The organism is Faecalibacterium sp. An192 (genome assembly GCF_002160175.1).
Lineage (GTDB): Bacteria > Bacillota > Clostridia > Oscillospirales > Ruminococcaceae > Faecalibacterium.
Map to the genome: position 1 here is coordinate 1 of NZ_NFKB01000061.1, position 15401 is coordinate 15401.

The following is a 15401-nucleotide window of genomic DNA, read 5'->3' on the forward strand; positions in this document are numbered from 1 at the left end:
CCGGCGGAGGGCGGCGAGAAACCCGCCGAAGGCATCTTTATCCAGTTGGTACATGCAATCCACCTCGTTTTCCGTTGTTTGCTGGCCCCACTCTAGCAGCCGGCGCCGGCCCTGTCAACCGACCGACGGTAGAATGGACGGAGATGCGATAAAAAATGGGCAAAAAGGGCCGCGCACAGGGACGCCGATCCCGGGCGAAAAGCGCGGCGGAAAGCCCGGCGGAAGCCTCTCTGTGGGCGAAACTTTGCGTATGTTTCCGAGGGCCCCTGTCTCCCCGGCAGGATGGCCGCCGGCTATGTCCGGGCATCCAGTCCAGAAGGATGAGCGGCCTGCGCCGAAGCAGCCGCCGGGGCGTATGTGCTGGCATGAAAAAAGACCCGCCGGAGCGGGCCTTTTGAGACGAACGGTTCTTTTCGGGGCCAGGCTGCCGTCACAGCCCTTCCAGGTAGCCCTTCAGCAGGGGGACGATCTGCTTGATGGAGACGTGGGTGGTGTTGATGCACAGGTCGTAGTTTTCCTTCTGGCCCCAGCCGGTCTCGGCGAACAGGCGGTAATAGCTGGCACGGGCCTTGTCGATCCGGCGCATCTGGCGGAGGATGTCTTTCTCGGTGGTGCGGGGGTCGGTCTCCCGCTCCAGGCAGCGCCGCAGTTTGGCCTGTTCCCCGGCGTAGACGAACAGACGCAGGGGGTGATAGTCCCGCAGGATCACGTCGGCGCAGCGGCCCACGATGATGCAGCTGGAACCTTTCCGGGCGATGTCCAGAAGGGTGTTGCGCTGGGCGATGAGCAGGTCGGTGGCGGTCTGGGGGATGGGCTGGACGCAGGAGAAGCTCTTGCCGATGGTCAGGGGATACTGCAAAAGATAGTTCTGCTCCAGGGTTTCCCGGACGTAGTCCTCGTGGAAGCCGCCCTTCTGGGCGATGGCGGTGAGGATTTCCCGGTCGTAGTAGACGATGCCCATGGCGTCGGACAGGCGCTTGGCCAGTTCCCGGCCGCCGCTGCCGAATTCGCGGCTGATGGTAATGATTTTCACTGTGCTTCCTCCTTTGCAGTTTTCCGGGTCAGGAACCGGCCCAGACCCAGGGTGAACAGTTCGGCTGCCGGGAAGGCCAGCCACACGCCGGTGACTCCCAGCATCCAGGACAGCAGACAGGCGAACACCACGATGGCCACCACCCCGCGGGACAGCGAGAGGATGGAGGACTCCCGGCCCCGGCCGGTGGCGCTGTAAAAGCCGGTGCGCACAATGTTGACCGCCGCCACCAAAAAGCCCAGGAAGTAAATCCGCAGCCCCGGTTCGGCGTAGGCGGCCAGGGCGGCGGAGCCCTCGCTGTTGAAGACGGCCACGAAATAGGGCGCGAACAGCAGGACGCTCACCACCAGAATCCCCGCGATGACGGCGGCAATCTGGAGGGAATGGCGGTAGATGCGGCCTTCGGCGTCGGCGTCGCCCTGGCCGTGGACCTTGCTGGCCAGGGGCTGCAGGCCCTGGGACACGCCGTTGAACAGGGCGGTGCCCACCAGGGCCATGTTGGCCACGATGGCGTAGGCCGCCACGCCGGTGTTGCCCGCCAGGCCCAGCAGAATGAAGTTGAACACCATGGTGGTGATGCCGCTGGAAATCTCGCCCACAAAGGCCACCACCCCCAGATAACAGGCCGAGGCCAGCTTTTTCAGGGAGGGGCGGCGGGGCCGCAGGCGGATGGTGTTTCTGGGGGAGAGGTAGTGGATGGAACACAGGCTCATGCTGACGATGGGGGAGACGGCGGTGGCCAGGGCCGCGCCGGTCATTCCCAGCCGCATGGGGAACATGAAGATATAGTCAAACACAATGTTGAAAATGCCGCTGGTGAGGGTGGCGGCCATGGCGATGTTGGGGGAGCCGTCGTTGCGGACAAAGGCGGTGAAGGTGTAGTTCAGCATGAAGAAGGGGGTGAAGCACAGGATAATCCGGATGTAATCCGCCCCCAGCTGCACGATGGAGCCGTCCGCACCCAGCAGCCGGAGAATCCCCTCGGGCCACAGCAGACCCCCGGCGATGAACACCAGGCTGATGGATAAAGTGAAAAAGATGGAGTTGAAGAAATAGTCGTCGGCGTCCCGGACCCCCAGGGACTTCTGGAGGGTGTAGCGGGTGGCGGAGCCAATGCCGATCATGGAGCCGATGGCGAAGATCAGCCCGTAGACCGGGAGGATCAGGTTCAGGGCGGTGATGCCGTCGGCGCCCTCGGCACAGGCAATGAAGAAGGTGTCGGCCAGAACATAGCAGGAGGTGCCCACCATGGCCAATACGTTGGGGATGATGTATTTCCTGAGTTGCTTTTCGATCATACGGTCTCCTTTACCAAAAAAGGCATCCTCGCTTGCGGCTTCCAAGACCTAACGTCGCAAGCAAGAATGCGCTGTGCATTCTACTACCCGGTGGCAGTGTGGATGTGAACTTTCTGGCCCGACTCCGCACCCCGCAGACGGCGAAAAAGGGGCGTTCGGGCCGAATCGCTGGCTATTATAACACAAGACGCACCAAAGAGCAAGGCGGCCGCCCTGGCGCCAAAAACGCCGGGCCCCTCCGGGTCCGGCGCGGCGGCAAACGGGCGGGACGGTCAGTCCCGGAAATCCTTGTCCGACATCTTGTCGTAGAAACAGCGCTTGTTGTGGTACATCCGGCTGTCGGCCTCCTCCACCTGGGCCCGGACGTTGCAGGGGGCGGCATGCCAGGAGGTGCCCACCGAACAGCTGATGCCGTTCTGGGCCATGCTCAGCTCCACCGCCAGCACCGACGCCCGGAAGGCGGCGTGGTCCCGCTCGTCGTCGATCACCACAAACTCGTCCCCGCCGATGTGGTAGATCTTGCCGGCGAACTCCAGCCGGATCTGGTCGGCGGTGCGGCAGATCAGTTCGTCCCCCATGCTGTGGCCGAACAGGTCGTTGGCCCGTTTCAGCCCGTTGAGGTCAAAGCAGATGATCCCCAGATGGGGCTTGTCCTTCTCCCAGCCGCTGGTCAGCATCTCGTTGTACTTGTTGCGGTTGTACACCCCCGTCAGGGCGTCCTCATAGCTCAGCCGCTCCAAAAGGGCGGTCTGCTGGGCGATCTTTTTGGTCTGCAGGGCCAGCTGTTCCTGCAGGTAGAGGGTGGACTGCTGGCCCATCTTGTGGGGGAAGCCCACCTCCCCCTCCTGCATCTCCTCATAGGGGGTGGAACTATGGATGTGGCAGCACAGCAGCCGGCCTTCCTGACGCCGGAACAGAAAGCTGAACCGCTGATGCACCCGCAGGGAAATCCCGGTGGAGGCGTCGGTGGAAATCCACACCCGCCCGGCGCACAGGTAGAGATCCGGGCCCATCTCCAGCACCTGGTATTCCTCCCCGGACAGGTTGCACCGGGGCACCAGCCCCGCAAACTGCCGGAAAATCTCCGCCACCGTCTCCCGCCCGGCGGCGTACTCGTGCTCGGCGATGCCCAGCCAGACAATCTCCGGGTCCAGCAGCTGGATGATGGCGTCCATATTGTTGTCGCAGTAGTGATATTGAAGCAGGGAACGGGTCAGGTCTATGACCTGACGGGCGGGGTCGGTGTGAGGGTCCATCATCGCAGTCATCCTTTCCTTCGGCGCGCCGGCGGCCCAAAGACGCCGGGCTGCAGAATGTAATCCCTTGAAATCCCGCGGGGATCGGTGGATTTTATTATCCATTATTTTACCAGCCCGCCGGCCATCCGTCAATGAAAAAAGAAACCGTTTTTGCTGCCGCAAAAAACTCCGCCCGCCCCTTGCGGACCGGCGCCGTCCGGAGTATATTCAAAGCAGAAAACTGCCGGCCCTCCTCCGGGGCCCGGCGCGGAAAGGAACCAATCATCATGGAACATTTGACAACCCTGCCTCTGTCCGCCCTGCCCCAGGTGCGGGTGCTAGGCCGGCATGCGGACCGGCAGCCCCAGACCCTGTTCTGGACCGGCAGCGGCATCGAGCTGCAGTTCACCGGCAGCGAGCTGTGGGTGGAATGGAACGCCGGCTATGACATCATGGAGCCCTGGGTCAGCGTGGAGCTGGACGGGGCGTGGGTGGCCCGCTTTGCGGTGAACCCCGGCCGCAGCCGCAGCTGTATCTTCCGGGGGATGGCCCCCGGCCGGCCCAAGCACGTCCGCATCCTCAAGGACGCCCAGGCCATGTACGACGACCCCGCCCACTTCCTCCAGATCGAGGGGCTGGCCTTTGCGGAGGGGGAATTCCTCCCTCTGGACCCGCCCCGGCACCGCATTGAATTCGTGGGGGACAGCATCACCAGCGGGGAGGGGGCCATCGGCACCCAGGGGGAACAGGACTGGACCGGGGTGCTGTTTTCGGCCCGGAACAACTACGCCCGCCTCACCGCCGACGCCCTGGGGGCGGAATACCGGGTGGTGTCCCAGAGCGGCTGGGGGATTGTGGCCGGCTTTGACAACGACCCCCGCCACGCCCTGCCCGCCTATTATACCCGGGTGTGCGGGGTAGCCCGGGGGGACCAGAACCGGCAGCGGGGCGCCCAGGAGCCCTACGACTTCGCCGCCTGGCAGCCCGACGCGGTGGTGATCCATCTGGGCACCAACGACGACCACGCCTTTGCCAACCCGCCCTGGGTGGACCCGGTCACCGGCCAGGCCAGCCAGCTGCACAGCCTGCCCGACGGCACCTTTGATCCCAAAGACGCCGCCCGGGTGGAGCAGGGGGTGCGGGATTTTCTGGCCCTGGTGCGGCGGCATAACCCCCAGGCCGTCCTGGTGTGGTGCTACGGGATGATGGGCTGCGGCCTGCTGCCGGTGATCCGGGCCGGCCTGGACCGCTACCGGCAGGAAACCGGGGACGGCCGGGTCCAGATGCTGGTTCTGCCCGCCCTCACCCCCGAGACCACCGGCGCGCTGAACCATCCCGGCCTGGCGGCCCATCAGGCCGCCGCCCGGGTCCTCACCGGCTGCCTCAAAACCTGGCTGGAACCGGACAGTCCGGCCTGAGCCCCTATTATAGATAGGAAGGAGCGGGGGCAACCCGGTCGAAAGGGCGCCCGGACCGGGCCGCCGGCTGGGGGATTGCCGGCATCGCGGCGGGGGACATGGACCGTCCGTCCCGGGGTCTTGCGGGCTGAAACAGCCCCGCCGGTGTTTTTTGGAAATACCTCAAACTTATAACATAAAGAAGAAAACATAAAATTTTTTAACGAAATAGCCGCGCCGGGTTGGCCTGCGAAACCAAAACGCAGACCCGCCCGGCGCTTTTTCTGTGTGGGGCGGCGGGGGAGATGGGCTTTGGAATCGAAAGCAAAGAAGGGCGGGAGGAACGGTTTTTTGCTGTATTTTTTTACCAAAAACCCCTTGACATTCTCGGTCGATCTGCTAAAATACCTGTAAAATTATTTTTTCTAAATTATTTTAGATAAAATGATTTTTGAAAAAATTTTGAATCAAATCCACTTTTGGTAGAAAAAAAGGAGAAATCATCATGGACTTCGAGAAGGTTAAGGAAATTATTGTTGAGACCCTGAGCTGCGACGCCGACAAGGTGACCATGGAGGCCACCCTGACCGAGGACCTGGAGGCTGATTCCCTGTCCGCCGTGGAGCTGTCCATGGCTCTGGAGGAGGCTTTCGGCATCGCCATCGCCGACGAGGACCTGCCCAACATGAAGACCGTGGGCGACCTGTACAAGTACCTGCAGGACCACGCCGACGAGGCTGAGAAGGCTGAGTAATTCGCCTTCCTGTCCGCCGACAGATTGTCCTACATTGCGAAAGGAGCCTCTATGACCAATCAGGAAATCCTGGAGCTGATGGCCCGGTTTGACGCCAGCAGCCTCACCGCGTTTAAGCTGCATACCAAAGATACAGAGCTGGAGATGGACAAGGGGGTGGCCGTGATGGCCGCGCCTGCCGCCCCGGCCGCCGCGCCCGCAGTTTTGGCACCTGCCGCACCGGCTCCCGCCCCGGCCGCCGCTCCCGCCGCACCTGCCCCGGAGGGCAAGTGCATCACCGCCCCGGTGGTGGGCACCTTCTATGTGGCCCCCGCACCCGACCAGCCGCCCTTTGTCCAGCCCGGCGACAAGGTGCAGAAGGGGCAGACCGTCTGCCTCATGGAGGCAATGAAAATGATGAGCGAGGTCAAGGCTCCGTGCGACTGCGTCATTGAGGCTGTCCTGCAGGAGGACGGCGCACTGGTGTCCTTCGGCGATGCCCTGATCCGCTACCGGGAAGGGTGAGGAAATGTTCAAGCGCGTTTTGATCGCCAACCGCGGCGAAATTGCCCTGCGGGTGCTGCGTGCCTGCCGTGAGCTGGACATCGAGCCGGTGGTGGTGTATTCCGCCGCCGACGCCGAGGCCCTCCATGTGCAGCTGGCCGAGCAGGCCTACTGCATCGGCCCCGCCCGGGCAGCGGACAGCTACCTGAACATGAACGCCATCCTGACGGTGGCCAAGGCCGCCGGCTGCGACGCCATCCATCCCGGCTACGGCTTCCTCAGCGAGAACGACCAGTTCGCCGACGCCTGCGCCGAGGCGGGCATCGCCTTCATCGGCCCCTCCGGCGACGTGATCCGCGCCATGGGCAACAAGGCCGCCGCCCGCAAGATGATGATGGCCGCCAACGTGCCGGTGGTTCCCGGCTCGGACGGCGCCGTCGAGACCGCCCAGCAGGCCAAGGAAATCGCCGACCGCATCGGCTATCCCGTCCTGATCAAGGCCTCCGCCGGCGGCGGCGGCCGCGGCATGCGCCGGGTCTTTGAGCCCGACCAGCTGATCCCCCTCTTTGAGGAGGCACGCAGCGAGTCGGTGGCCTGCTTCGGCAGCGGCGAGATGTACCTGGAAAAGCTGATCCTCAACCCCAAGCACATCGAGTTCCAGATCCTGGCCGACAAGGCCGGCAACGTGATCCAGCTGGGGGACCGCGACTGTTCCATCCAGCGCCGGAACCAGAAGATGCTGGAGGAGGCCCCCTCCAAGGCCCTGACCCCCGAGCTGCGGGAAAAGATGGGCGCCGCCGCCGTGGCGGCCGCCAAAGCCGCCGGCTATGAGAACGCCGGCACCATCGAGTTCGTCCTGGACCAGGAGGGCAACTTCTACTTCATCGAGATGAATACCCGCATCCAGGTGGAGCACCCCATCACCGAATACGTCACCGGCATCGACCTGGTGCGGGAGCAGATCCGCATTGCCGCGGGCCTGCCCCTGTCCCACAAGCAGGAGGACGTGGTGCTGCGGGGCCACGCCATTGAGTGCCGCATCAACGCCGAGGACCCGGCCAAGAATTTCCAGCCCTGCCCCGGCAAGATCGACTTTCTGCACCTGCCGGGAGGCTGCGGCGTCCGGGTGGACACCGGCCTGTACACCGGCTGCACCCTGCCGCCCTACTACGACTCCCTGATGGCCAAGCTGATTGTGTGGGCTCCCACCCGTCTGGAGGCCATCCGCCGGATGCGCCGGGTGCTGGAGGAAATGATCATCGACGGCCCGGCCAACAACGCCGACCTGCTGCATCAGATCCTCTATCACCCCGAGTTTGTCCGGGGCAGCTTCACCACCGCCTTCCTGGACGAAAACCTGGACACCCTGCTCCAGTGGAGCCGGGCAGGGGATGAGGAGGGCAAGGCATGAGCACTGTATTTGCCCGCCGCCGGCACAAGCTGCTGAGCCTCAAGGCCCTGCGCGACTCCGGCACCGTGGTCCCCGCCAACACCGAGGAGACCTGCAAGTCCTGCGGCCAGCCGGTGCTGCGCCGCGACCTGGTGAAAAACTGTTACGTCTGCCCCCTGTGCGGCTACCATCATCCGGTGGGCGCCTACTACCGTCTGAGCCTGATCCTGGACGAGGGCAGCTTCAAGGAGCTGGACGCCGACCTGGTGTCCAACGACCCTCTGTCCTTCCCCGGCTATGAGGCCAAGCTGGACGGCGCACGCCGCCGCACCGGCCTGGGGGAGGCGGTGGTCACCGCCGTGGGCCGCATCGACGGCATCCGGGTGGCCGCCGGCGTCCTGGACAGCCGGTTCTTTATGGGCAGCATGAGCGCTGCCCTGGGTGAGAAAGTCACCCGCCTGGTGGAGTACGCCGACAAAAACAAGCTGCCCCTGATCCTCTTTTCGGCCAGCGGCGGCGCCCGGATGCAGGAGGGCATCCTCTCCCTGATGCAGATGGCCAAGACTTCCGCCGCCGTTGAGCGGTTCTCGGAGCACGGCGGCCTGTACATCTCGGTGATGACCCATCCCACCACCGGCGGCGTCACCGCCAGCTTTGCCAGCCTGGGCGACATCATGCTGGCCGAGCCGGGGGCCCTCATCGGCTTCGCCGGGCCCCGGGTCATCGAGCAGACCATCGGCGAAAAGCTCCCCGAGGGCTTCCAGACCGCCGAGTATCTGCTGGAGCACGGTTTCCTGGACGCCATCGTCCCCCGTTCCCGTCTGCGCAGCACCCTGATCCGTCTGCTCAAACTCCATGGAAAAGGAGGCGATTCTCATGGCAAATGATCTGACCCCTGCCCAGCGTGTGGCGCTGGCCCGCCATGCGGACCGCCCCGGCACCCCCGACTTTGTCTCGGCGCTGTTCACCGAGTTCTTTGAGCAGCGGGGCGACCGCACCTGCATGGACGACGGCGCCATCTACGGCGGCGTCGGCCTGTTCCACGGCAAGCCGGTGACCGTCATTGGCCACCGCAAGGGCCGCACCCTGGAGGAACACGTGGCCTATCACTTCGGCATGCCCTCCCCCGAGGGCTACCGCAAGGCCCAGCGCCTGATGCTCCAGGCGGAGAAATTCCGCCGGCCCATCATCACCTTCATCGACACCGCCGGGGCTTACCCCGGCCTGGAGGCGGAGGCCCATGGCCAGGGCGAGGCCATCGCCAGCACCCTGGCGCTGTCCAGCCGGCTGACCGTCCCGGTGATCTCGGTGGTCACCGGCGAGGGCGGCAGCGGCGGCGCGCTGGCCCTGGGCGTGGGCAACCGCGTTCTGATGCTGGAGAACGCCGTCTATTCGGTCCTGTCCCCGGAGGGCTTCGCCGCCATCCTGTGGAAGGACGCCTCCCGGTCCAGCGAGGCCTGCGACGTCATGAAACTGACCGCCGCCGACCTGCTGGAGCTGAAGGTCATCGACGGCATCATCCCCGAGCCGGAGGGCGGCGCACACACCGACCCCCAGGCTGTCTACCGCGCCCTGGACGAGGTGCTGGTCAAGGAGCTGGGCATCCTGTCCAAGCTCAGCGGCAGCGCCCTGGCGGCGGCTCGGTACAAGAAATTCCGCATGATGGGCGCCAACGCCCTGAGAAAGGAGCGCCTATGAGTGGGATCAAGCTGATGGGCACCGGGTCTGCGCTGCCTGCGCAGGAGGTGACCAACTTCGACCTGGAGAAAAAGGTGGACACCAGCGACGAGTGGATCGTCACCCGCACCGGCATTTCCAGCCGGCACTACTGCACCGGAGAGGAAAATCACCTGGGCCTGTGCACCGCCGCCGCCCGCCGGGCGCTGGAGAGCGCCGGCATCGGCCCCGAACAGATCGGCGTCTGCCTGGTGGCGACCCTGACCCAGGACACCATGACCCCCTCCACCGCCTGCGTGCTGCAGAAGGAGCTGGGGATGCCCGAGGACACCGTCTGCTTTGACCTGAACGCCGCCTGCGCCGGCTTTGTCTACGGCCTGCACACCGCCGAGTGCCTGCTGGCCGCCAGCGTGCGCAAGTACGCTCTGGTGATCGGCTGCGAAGTGCTCAGCCGCATCACCGATTTCACCGACCGCAGCACCTGCGTGCTGTTCGGCGACGGCGCCGGCGCCGCCGTGGTGGAGTGGAGAGAGGATTATCCCTCCCTGTGCGCCGTCATGGGCAGCCGCGGCAACCGGGAGGTCCTGATGATCCCCGGCGTCAACACCGGCGCTGCTTCCTACATTCACATGGACGGCAAAGAGGTTTTCCGCTTTGCGGTCGAGGTCCTGCCCCGGTGCGCCAAGGAAGTGGCCGCCAAGGCCGGCATCGGCCTGGACCAGGTGGACCACTTCGTCTTTCACCAGGCCAACCAGCGCATCCTTGATTTCGCCATCAAGAAGCTGCGCCTGGACCCCGAAAAATGCGCCGGCAACATTGCCCACACCGGCAATACCTCCGCTGCCAGCGTCCCCATCCTGCTGGATGAGCTGGTCCGTTCCGGCCAGCTGCACAGCGGCCAGAAGGTCCTGTGCGCGGGCTTCGGCGGCGGTCTGACCTGGGCCGGCGCTCTGCTTCAGCTTGCATAAGCAGCCTGACGCCCAACAAAGAAAAGGAGTTTCGTTAATATGAAGATCAATGAGCTTCTGGGGACTGAGTTCCCGATCATTCAGGGCGGCATGGCCAACATCGCCACCGGCGCTTTCGCCGCAGCCGTCTCCAACGCCGGCGCTCTGGGCCTGATCGGCTCGGGCGGCATGGACGCCGAGACCCTGCGCAAAGAGATCCGCACCGCCCGCGCTGCCACTGACAAGCCCTTCGGCGTCAACCTGATGCTGATGAACCCCCACATTGACGAGCTGGCCAAGGTGGTGGTGGAGGAGGGCGTCCAGGTGGTCACCACCGGCGCCGGCAACCCCGGCAAGTACGTCCCCGCCTGGAAGGAGGCCGGCATCAAGGTCTTCCCCGTGGTGGCCGCTCCCATCCTGGCCAAGCGCCTGGAGCGGTATGAGGTGGACGGCTTCATCGCCGAGGGCACCGAGAGCGGCGGTCATGTGGGCGAGATGACCACCATGGCCCTGGTGCCCCAGGTGGTGGACGCAGTCAGCGCCCCGGTCATCGCAGCCGGCGGCATCGCAGACGGCCGCCAGATGGCTGCCGCCTTCGCCCTGGGCGCCTGCGGCGTCCAGGTGGGCACCTGCCTGCTGGTCAGCCAGGAATGCCCCATCCATGAGAACTACAAGCTGGCCCTCATCAAGGCCGGCGCCAACGATACCGTCGTCACCGGCCGCTCCACCGGCGCACCCGTCCGCGTTCTGAAGAACAAGATGGCCCGCCAGTATCTGGAGATGGAGAAGGAGAACATGCCCCTGGCCGAGCGCGAAAAGCTGACCCTGGGCTCCCTGCGCCGCGCCGTCTTTGACGGCGACCTGGACACCGGCAGCTTCATGTCGGGCCAGGTGGCCGGTATGCTCACCGAGATCAAGCCTCTGCGCCAGATCTTTGAGGAAATGATGGCCGGCTGTGAGGCCACGATGAAAGGACTGCAGGCATGAAACTTGCATTTTTGTACGCAGGCCAGGGCAGCCAGCATCCCGGCATGGGGGCTGACCTGTACGAGGCCTACCCCGAGTTCCGGGCGGTGCTGGACGGCGCCGACGTGGGCTTTGACCTGAAAACCGTCTCCTTTACCGACCCCGACGGGGTCCTGAACCAGACCCAGTACACCCAGCCCTGCATGGTGGCCTTTGCCGCCGGCATGACCGCCATCCTGGCAAACAAGGGGATTCATCCCGACTATGCCGCCGGCCTGAGCCTGGGCGAGTATTCCGCCCTGGAGGCCGCCGGCGTGTTCACCGCCCGCCAGGCGGTGGAGCTGGCCGCATTCCGCGGCAAGGCCATGGCCGAGGCGGCCGCCGGCGTCCCCTGCGGGATGTCCGCCGTCCTGGGCCTGGACCGCGACACCCTGCGCCAGGCCTGTGAGGAGGCCTCGGACGAGGGCGTCGTGGAGATCGCCAACTACAACTGCCCCGGCCAGCTGGTCATCGGCGGCCACAAGGCCGCTGTGGACAAGGCCGCCGCACGGGCCAAGGAGCTGGGCGCCAAGCGCTGCCTGCCCCTGAAGGTCAGCGGCCCCTTCCACACCTCGCTGCTGGCCCCCGCCGGCGACGCCCTGCGGGAGAAGTTCACCCAGATCACCTTTGGCGAGATGAAGTTCCCAGTGCTGTTCAACTGCCTGGGCCATGAGATGGGGGAGGGGGACACCATCCCCGCCCTGCTGGAGCGTCAGGTCCAGTCCTCGGTCTACATGGAGGACACCATCCGCCGTCTGGCCGAGCTGGGGGTGGACATGATCGTGGAGATCGGTCCCGGCAAGGTCCTCAGCGGCTTTGTGAAAAAGACCGTCCCGGCCATCAAGACCTGCGCAGTGGAGACCTGCGCCGACATCGACGCCCTCTGCGAGGCGCTGAAAGGAGAGTAACATGGGCAGCATGACTGGAAAGACCGCCGTTGTCACCGGCGGCAGCCGCGGCATCGGCCGCGCAATCTGCCTGGAGCTGGCCCGCCGCGGCGCCAACGTGGTATTCTCCTACGCGGGCAACACCGCCGCCGCCGAGAAGACCCTGGCTGAGCTGAAGGAGCTGGGCGTTGAGGCCCGGGCCGTCCAGGGCGACGTGGCCGACCCCGCCGCCGCCAAGGCCCTCATCGACACCGCCGTCAAGGAGCTGGGCGGCATCCACATCCTGGTCAACAACGCCGGCATCACCCGGGACAACCTGGCCATGGTGCTGAAGGAAGAGGACTTCGACGCCGTCATCAACACCAACCTCAAAGGCGCGTTCCTGTGCATGAAGGCGGCCATCCGGCCCATGATGAAGGCCCGCTACGGCCGCATCGTCAACATGAGCTCGGTGGTGGCCCTGCGGGGCAACCCCGGCCAGATCAATTACTGCGCCAGCAAGGCCGGCCTCATCGGCATGACCAAGTCTCTGGCCAAGGAGATGGGCGCCCGGGGCATCACCGTCAACGCGGTGGCCCCCGGCTACATCGCCACCGATATGACCGCGGCCCTGCCCGACGCTGCACGGGAGGCCATGCTGTCCACCATTCCCGCAAACCGTCCCGGCACCCCCGAGGACGTGGCGGCGGCTGTGGCGTTCCTGGCCTCGGAGGAGGCCGGCTACATCACCGGCCAGGTGCTGAGCGTGGACGGCGGCATGGGAATGTGAGGAGGAACACAAGATGGAAAAACGCAGAGTTGTAATCACCGGCATGGGCACCGTCAACCCGCTGGGCCACAACACCGCCGACAGCTGGCAGGCCGTCCGTGAGGGTGTGTGCGGCATCGCCCCCATTACCCAGTACGATTCGTCCGCCCAGAAGGTCCATCTGGCCGCCGAGGTCAAGGACTGGGACCCCACCGTCTACATTGACAAGCGGGAAGTCCGCCACATGGCCCGGTACACCCAGTTCGCCATGGCTTCGGCCAAGGAGGCCATGGCCGACAGCGGCCTGGACCTGAGCGCCGAAAACCTGGAGCGCTGCGCCGTCATCGTGTCCAGCGGCATCGGCGGCATCTCCACCACCGAGAGCGAGCAGACCCGCTGCCTGCAGCGCGGCTTTGACAAGGCTTCGCCCTTCTACATCCCCACCAGCATCGCCAACATGGCCGCCGGCCAGATCGCCATTGCCTTTGGCTTCAAGGGGATGTGCACCTGCCCGGTGACCGCCTGCGCCGGCGGTTCCAACGCCGTGGGCGACGCATTCCGCCACATCCGGGACGGCTACGCCGACATGGCTCTGTGCGGCGGCGCCGAGGCTGCGGTGACCCCGCTGTCCATTGGCGGCTTCACCTCCATGCGCGCCCTCCACGTGGGCGACGACCCCAACCGGGCCTCCATTCCCTTTGACGGGGAGCGGGACGGCTTCGTCATGGGCGAGGGCGCCGGCATCCTGCTGCTGGAGGAGTATGAGCACGCAGTGGCCCGCGGCGCCAAGATTTACGCCGAGGTCGTGGGCTACGGCGCTACCTGCGACGCCTACCATATCACCGCTCCCGCTCCCAATGGCGAGGGCGGCGCCCGGGCCATGGCCCAGGCCATCCAGGACGCCGGCATCACCGCCGACCAGGTGGACTACGTCAACGCCCACGGCACCTCCACCCCGCTGAACGATTCCGGCGAGACCGCCGCCATCAAGACCGTCTTTGGCGACCACGCCTACAAGATGGCGGTCAGCTCCACCAAGTCCATGACCGGCCATATGCTGGGCGCTGCCGGCGCGGTGGAGGCCATCTTCACCGCCCTGGCTCTGAAGGACGGCTATCTGCCCGCCACCATCAACTACAAGACCCCCGACCCGGCCTGTGACCTGGACTACGTCCCCAACGAGGGCCGCAGCGCAGACATTCACTATGCGCTGTCCAACTCGCTGGGCTTCGGCGGCCACAACGCCTGCGTCCTGTTGAAGAAGTGGGAGGGCTGAGAGATGATGAAGTACAGTTCCGATGAAATCGCACAGATCCTGCCCCATCGCTATCCCTTCGCCCTGGTGGACCGCATCGTGGACGGCGAGGAAGGCAAGTGGGCCAAGGGCATCAAGTGCGTCACCGTCAACGAGCCCTTTTTCCAGGGCCATTTCCCCCAGTATCACGTGATGCCGGGCGTCCTGATCGTGGAAGCCATGGCTCAGGTGGGCGGCGTGGCCCTTCTGTCCATGCCGGAGAACAAAGGCAAGCTGGCCCTGTTCGGCGGCATCAAAAATGCCCGGTTCCGCCGCCAGGTGGTGCCCGGCGATGTGCTGGAGATCGAGTGCACCCTGACCAAGATGAAGGGTCCCGTGGGCATTGGCGAGGCAAAAGCCATGGTGGACGGCCAGGTGGCCGCCACCGCAGAGCTGACCTTTGCCCTGGTGAAAGGGCCTGCGTGTACCTGACAGCGGGCGTACCCGCGCGGCACAAACCCTCTGGGAGGAGCAGAATGCTGGAACAGATTGTCCAAACAGCATACCGGGAATTCACCCTCCGCTTTTACCATGAGCTGTTCGCGCGGTTTCAGGACCAGGAGACCGGTCTGTCCGCGGCGGAGATCTTTGCGGCGGAGGCCATCCGCGCACTGGGAACCCCTACGGTCAACGAGTTCGCCGAGTTCATGCACGTCTCGACCCCCAACGCAGCCTATAAAATCAACAGTCTGGTCCGCAAGGGCTATGTGGAAAAGACCCGTTCCTCTCAGGACAAGCGGGAGTACCTGCTCCATGTGACCCGGAAATACGAGCTCTACTGCGGCGCAGGCGACCGCGTCCAAAGCGCCGTGGCCCGTATCCGGGAACGCTTCACCCCCGAGGAGTGCGCCAAGTTCGGCGAGATGCTCTCGGTCATCAGCGAGGAGCTGCTGCCCTACGATCCTACTTTTTCAGAGAAAAAGTAGGCAAGTTCCTTTTTCGAGAAAAAGGAACCAAAAAGCTTTTCACCTGGTACCGCTGACTGCTGTGGGCTTCACAAGGCCCTGCCGGCGGTCAGGTTTCAGCCGCTTTAGCAGGCTCCCGGGCTGCGCCCCGGTGAGTCCAAGGTTTTGTGTAGACTGATTTTCTCGATCGGTACGCCCTGAAAACCCATAAAAACCGCAACCCCTGCCCTGTTGATTTGGGCGGGGGTTGTTTTTGGTTTAGAGCCCCTGTCAGGGGCAGCCGAGCCGACCGCGTTCAGTGAACGAAACAGGGAGGCGAGGCTGGCGCAGCGCTCCAATTTTCAC

16 protein-coding genes are annotated in these 15401 nt (G+C 64.8%); 13 read left to right on the forward strand and 3 right to left on the reverse strand.

Annotation, left to right across the window (positions count from 1 at the left end; genetic code table 11):
- Positions 1 to 430: 430 nt before the first annotated feature.
- The 3 genes from B5F27_RS14015 to B5F27_RS14025 all read right to left on the reverse strand — a co-directional run bounded on the left by B5F27_RS14015 (position 431) and on the right by B5F27_RS14025 (position 3590).
- Positions 431 to 1033: a cytidylate kinase-like family protein gene (locus B5F27_RS14015; RefSeq protein ID WP_242962204.1), complete on the reverse strand. Its 603-nt coding sequence runs from the start codon at positions 1031 to 1033 to the stop codon at positions 431 to 433.
- Positions 1030 to 2331 (reverse strand): MATE family efflux transporter, encoded by a 1302-nt coding sequence (locus tag B5F27_RS14020; RefSeq protein ID WP_087368740.1) that lies wholly within the window; start codon positions 2329 to 2331, stop codon positions 1030 to 1032. The genes B5F27_RS14015 and B5F27_RS14020 overlap by 4 nt, the downstream gene beginning before the upstream one ends.
- A 272-nt stretch (positions 2332 to 2603) precedes the next feature.
- Positions 2604 to 3590 (reverse strand): diguanylate cyclase, encoded by a 987-nt coding sequence (locus B5F27_RS14025; protein ID WP_158098254.1) that lies wholly within the window; start codon positions 3588 to 3590, stop codon positions 2604 to 2606.
- Positions 3591 to 3856: 266 nt separating this feature from the next.
- On the opposite strand from B5F27_RS14025, the gene B5F27_RS14030 reads away from it, so the two are divergent.
- The 13 genes from B5F27_RS14030 (at position 3857) to B5F27_RS14090 (ending at position 15077) form a co-directional block, all read left to right on the forward strand.
- The gene (locus B5F27_RS14030; RefSeq protein ID WP_087368751.1) at positions 3857 to 4987 is read left to right on the forward strand and encodes an SGNH/GDSL hydrolase family protein; all 1131 of its coding nucleotides are present in this window, start codon (positions 3857 to 3859) and stop codon (positions 4985 to 4987) included.
- Positions 4988 to 5471: 484 nt separating this feature from the next.
- Positions 5472 to 5720 (forward strand): acyl carrier protein, encoded by a 249-nt coding sequence (gene acpP / locus B5F27_RS14035; RefSeq protein WP_087249057.1) that lies wholly within the window; start codon positions 5472 to 5474, stop codon positions 5718 to 5720.
- Between the two features lie 51 nt (positions 5721 to 5771).
- Positions 5772 to 6224 (forward strand): acetyl-CoA carboxylase biotin carboxyl carrier protein, encoded by a 453-nt coding sequence (accB, locus tag B5F27_RS14040; RefSeq protein WP_087249058.1) that lies wholly within the window; start codon positions 5772 to 5774, stop codon positions 6222 to 6224.
- 4 nt (positions 6225 to 6228) lie between these two features.
- Complete coding sequence (gene accC, locus B5F27_RS14045; RefSeq protein ID WP_087368744.1) at positions 6229 to 7614, forward strand: acetyl-CoA carboxylase biotin carboxylase subunit; 1386 nt, start codon at positions 6229 to 6231, stop codon at positions 7612 to 7614.
- Complete coding sequence (gene accD, locus B5F27_RS14050) at positions 7611 to 8480, forward strand: acetyl-CoA carboxylase, carboxyltransferase subunit beta (protein WP_087368745.1); 870 nt, start codon at positions 7611 to 7613, stop codon at positions 8478 to 8480. The genes accC and accD overlap by 4 nt, the downstream gene beginning before the upstream one ends.
- Positions 8470 to 9291: an acetyl-CoA carboxylase carboxyltransferase subunit alpha gene (locus tag B5F27_RS14055; RefSeq protein ID WP_087249064.1), complete on the forward strand. Its 822-nt coding sequence runs from the start codon at positions 8470 to 8472 to the stop codon at positions 9289 to 9291. Before accD ends, B5F27_RS14055 begins: the two co-directional genes overlap by 11 nt.
- Positions 9288 to 10238 carry a beta-ketoacyl-ACP synthase III gene (locus B5F27_RS14060; RefSeq protein WP_087368746.1) on the forward strand — a complete coding sequence of 317 codons (951 nt, stop codon included), beginning with the start codon at positions 9288 to 9290 and terminating at the stop codon, positions 10236 to 10238. Before B5F27_RS14055 ends, B5F27_RS14060 begins: the two co-directional genes overlap by 4 nt.
- Positions 10239 to 10277: 39 nt before the next feature.
- Entirely contained in the window at positions 10278 to 11204 is a 927-nt protein-coding gene (locus B5F27_RS14065; RefSeq protein WP_087249068.1) for a nitronate monooxygenase, read from the forward strand.
- A complete protein-coding gene (gene fabD / locus B5F27_RS14070; RefSeq protein ID WP_087368747.1) occupies positions 11201 to 12130 on the forward strand; it encodes an ACP S-malonyltransferase in 930 nt (309 codons plus the stop codon). Before B5F27_RS14065 ends, fabD begins: the two co-directional genes overlap by 4 nt.
- 1 nt (position 12131) lies before the next feature.
- The gene (gene fabG, locus B5F27_RS14075; RefSeq protein ID WP_204228855.1) at positions 12132 to 12878 is read left to right on the forward strand and encodes a 3-oxoacyl-[acyl-carrier-protein] reductase; all 747 of its coding nucleotides are present in this window, start codon (positions 12132 to 12134) and stop codon (positions 12876 to 12878) included.
- Between the two features lie 13 nt (positions 12879 to 12891).
- Positions 12892 to 14133 (forward strand): beta-ketoacyl-ACP synthase II, encoded by a 1242-nt coding sequence (gene fabF, locus B5F27_RS14080; RefSeq protein WP_087368748.1) that lies wholly within the window; start codon positions 12892 to 12894, stop codon positions 14131 to 14133.
- A gap of 6 nt (positions 14134 to 14139) precedes the next feature.
- Positions 14140 to 14583 carry a 3-hydroxyacyl-ACP dehydratase FabZ gene (gene fabZ / locus B5F27_RS14085; protein ID WP_204228856.1) on the forward strand — a complete coding sequence of 148 codons (444 nt, stop codon included), beginning with the start codon at positions 14140 to 14142 and terminating at the stop codon, positions 14581 to 14583.
- 44 nt (positions 14584 to 14627) lie between these two features.
- Entirely contained in the window at positions 14628 to 15077 is a 450-nt protein-coding gene (locus B5F27_RS14090; protein ID WP_087368749.1) for a MarR family transcriptional regulator, read from the forward strand.
- Positions 15078 to 15401: the final 324 nt, after the last annotated feature.

What these genes read in the sequence shown, in the direction of transcription:
- B5F27_RS14020 (WP_087368740.1), bottom strand. Translation starts at nt 2,331, where the DNA reads ATGATCGAAAAGCAACTCAGGAAATACATCATCCCCAACGTATTGGCC.
- B5F27_RS14025 (WP_158098254.1), bottom strand. Translation starts at nt 3,590, where the DNA reads ATGATGGACCCTCACACCGACCCCGCCCGTCAGGTCATAGACCTGACC.
- B5F27_RS14030 (WP_087368751.1), top strand. Translation starts at nt 3,857, where the DNA reads ATGGAACATTTGACAACCCTGCCTCTGTCCGCCCTGCCCCAGGTGCGG.
- acpP (WP_087249057.1), top strand. Translation starts at nt 5,472, where the DNA reads ATGGACTTCGAGAAGGTTAAGGAAATTATTGTTGAGACCCTGAGCTGC.
- accB (WP_087249058.1), top strand. Translation starts at nt 5,772, where the DNA reads ATGACCAATCAGGAAATCCTGGAGCTGATGGCCCGGTTTGACGCCAGC.
- accC (WP_087368744.1), top strand. Translation starts at nt 6,229, where the DNA reads ATGTTCAAGCGCGTTTTGATCGCCAACCGCGGCGAAATTGCCCTGCGG.
- accD (WP_087368745.1), top strand. Translation starts at nt 7,611, where the DNA reads ATGAGCACTGTATTTGCCCGCCGCCGGCACAAGCTGCTGAGCCTCAAG.
- B5F27_RS14055 (WP_087249064.1), top strand. Translation starts at nt 8,470, where the DNA reads ATGGCAAATGATCTGACCCCTGCCCAGCGTGTGGCGCTGGCCCGCCAT.
- B5F27_RS14060 (WP_087368746.1), top strand. Translation starts at nt 9,288, where the DNA reads ATGAGTGGGATCAAGCTGATGGGCACCGGGTCTGCGCTGCCTGCGCAG.
- B5F27_RS14065 (WP_087249068.1), top strand. Translation starts at nt 10,278, where the DNA reads ATGAAGATCAATGAGCTTCTGGGGACTGAGTTCCCGATCATTCAGGGC.
- fabD (WP_087368747.1), top strand. Translation starts at nt 11,201, where the DNA reads ATGAAACTTGCATTTTTGTACGCAGGCCAGGGCAGCCAGCATCCCGGC.
- fabG (WP_204228855.1), top strand. Translation starts at nt 12,132, where the DNA reads ATGGGCAGCATGACTGGAAAGACCGCCGTTGTCACCGGCGGCAGCCGC.
- fabF (WP_087368748.1), top strand. Translation starts at nt 12,892, where the DNA reads ATGGAAAAACGCAGAGTTGTAATCACCGGCATGGGCACCGTCAACCCG.
- fabZ (WP_204228856.1), top strand. Translation starts at nt 14,140, where the DNA reads ATGAAGTACAGTTCCGATGAAATCGCACAGATCCTGCCCCATCGCTAT.
- B5F27_RS14090 (WP_087368749.1), top strand. Translation starts at nt 14,628, where the DNA reads ATGCTGGAACAGATTGTCCAAACAGCATACCGGGAATTCACCCTCCGC.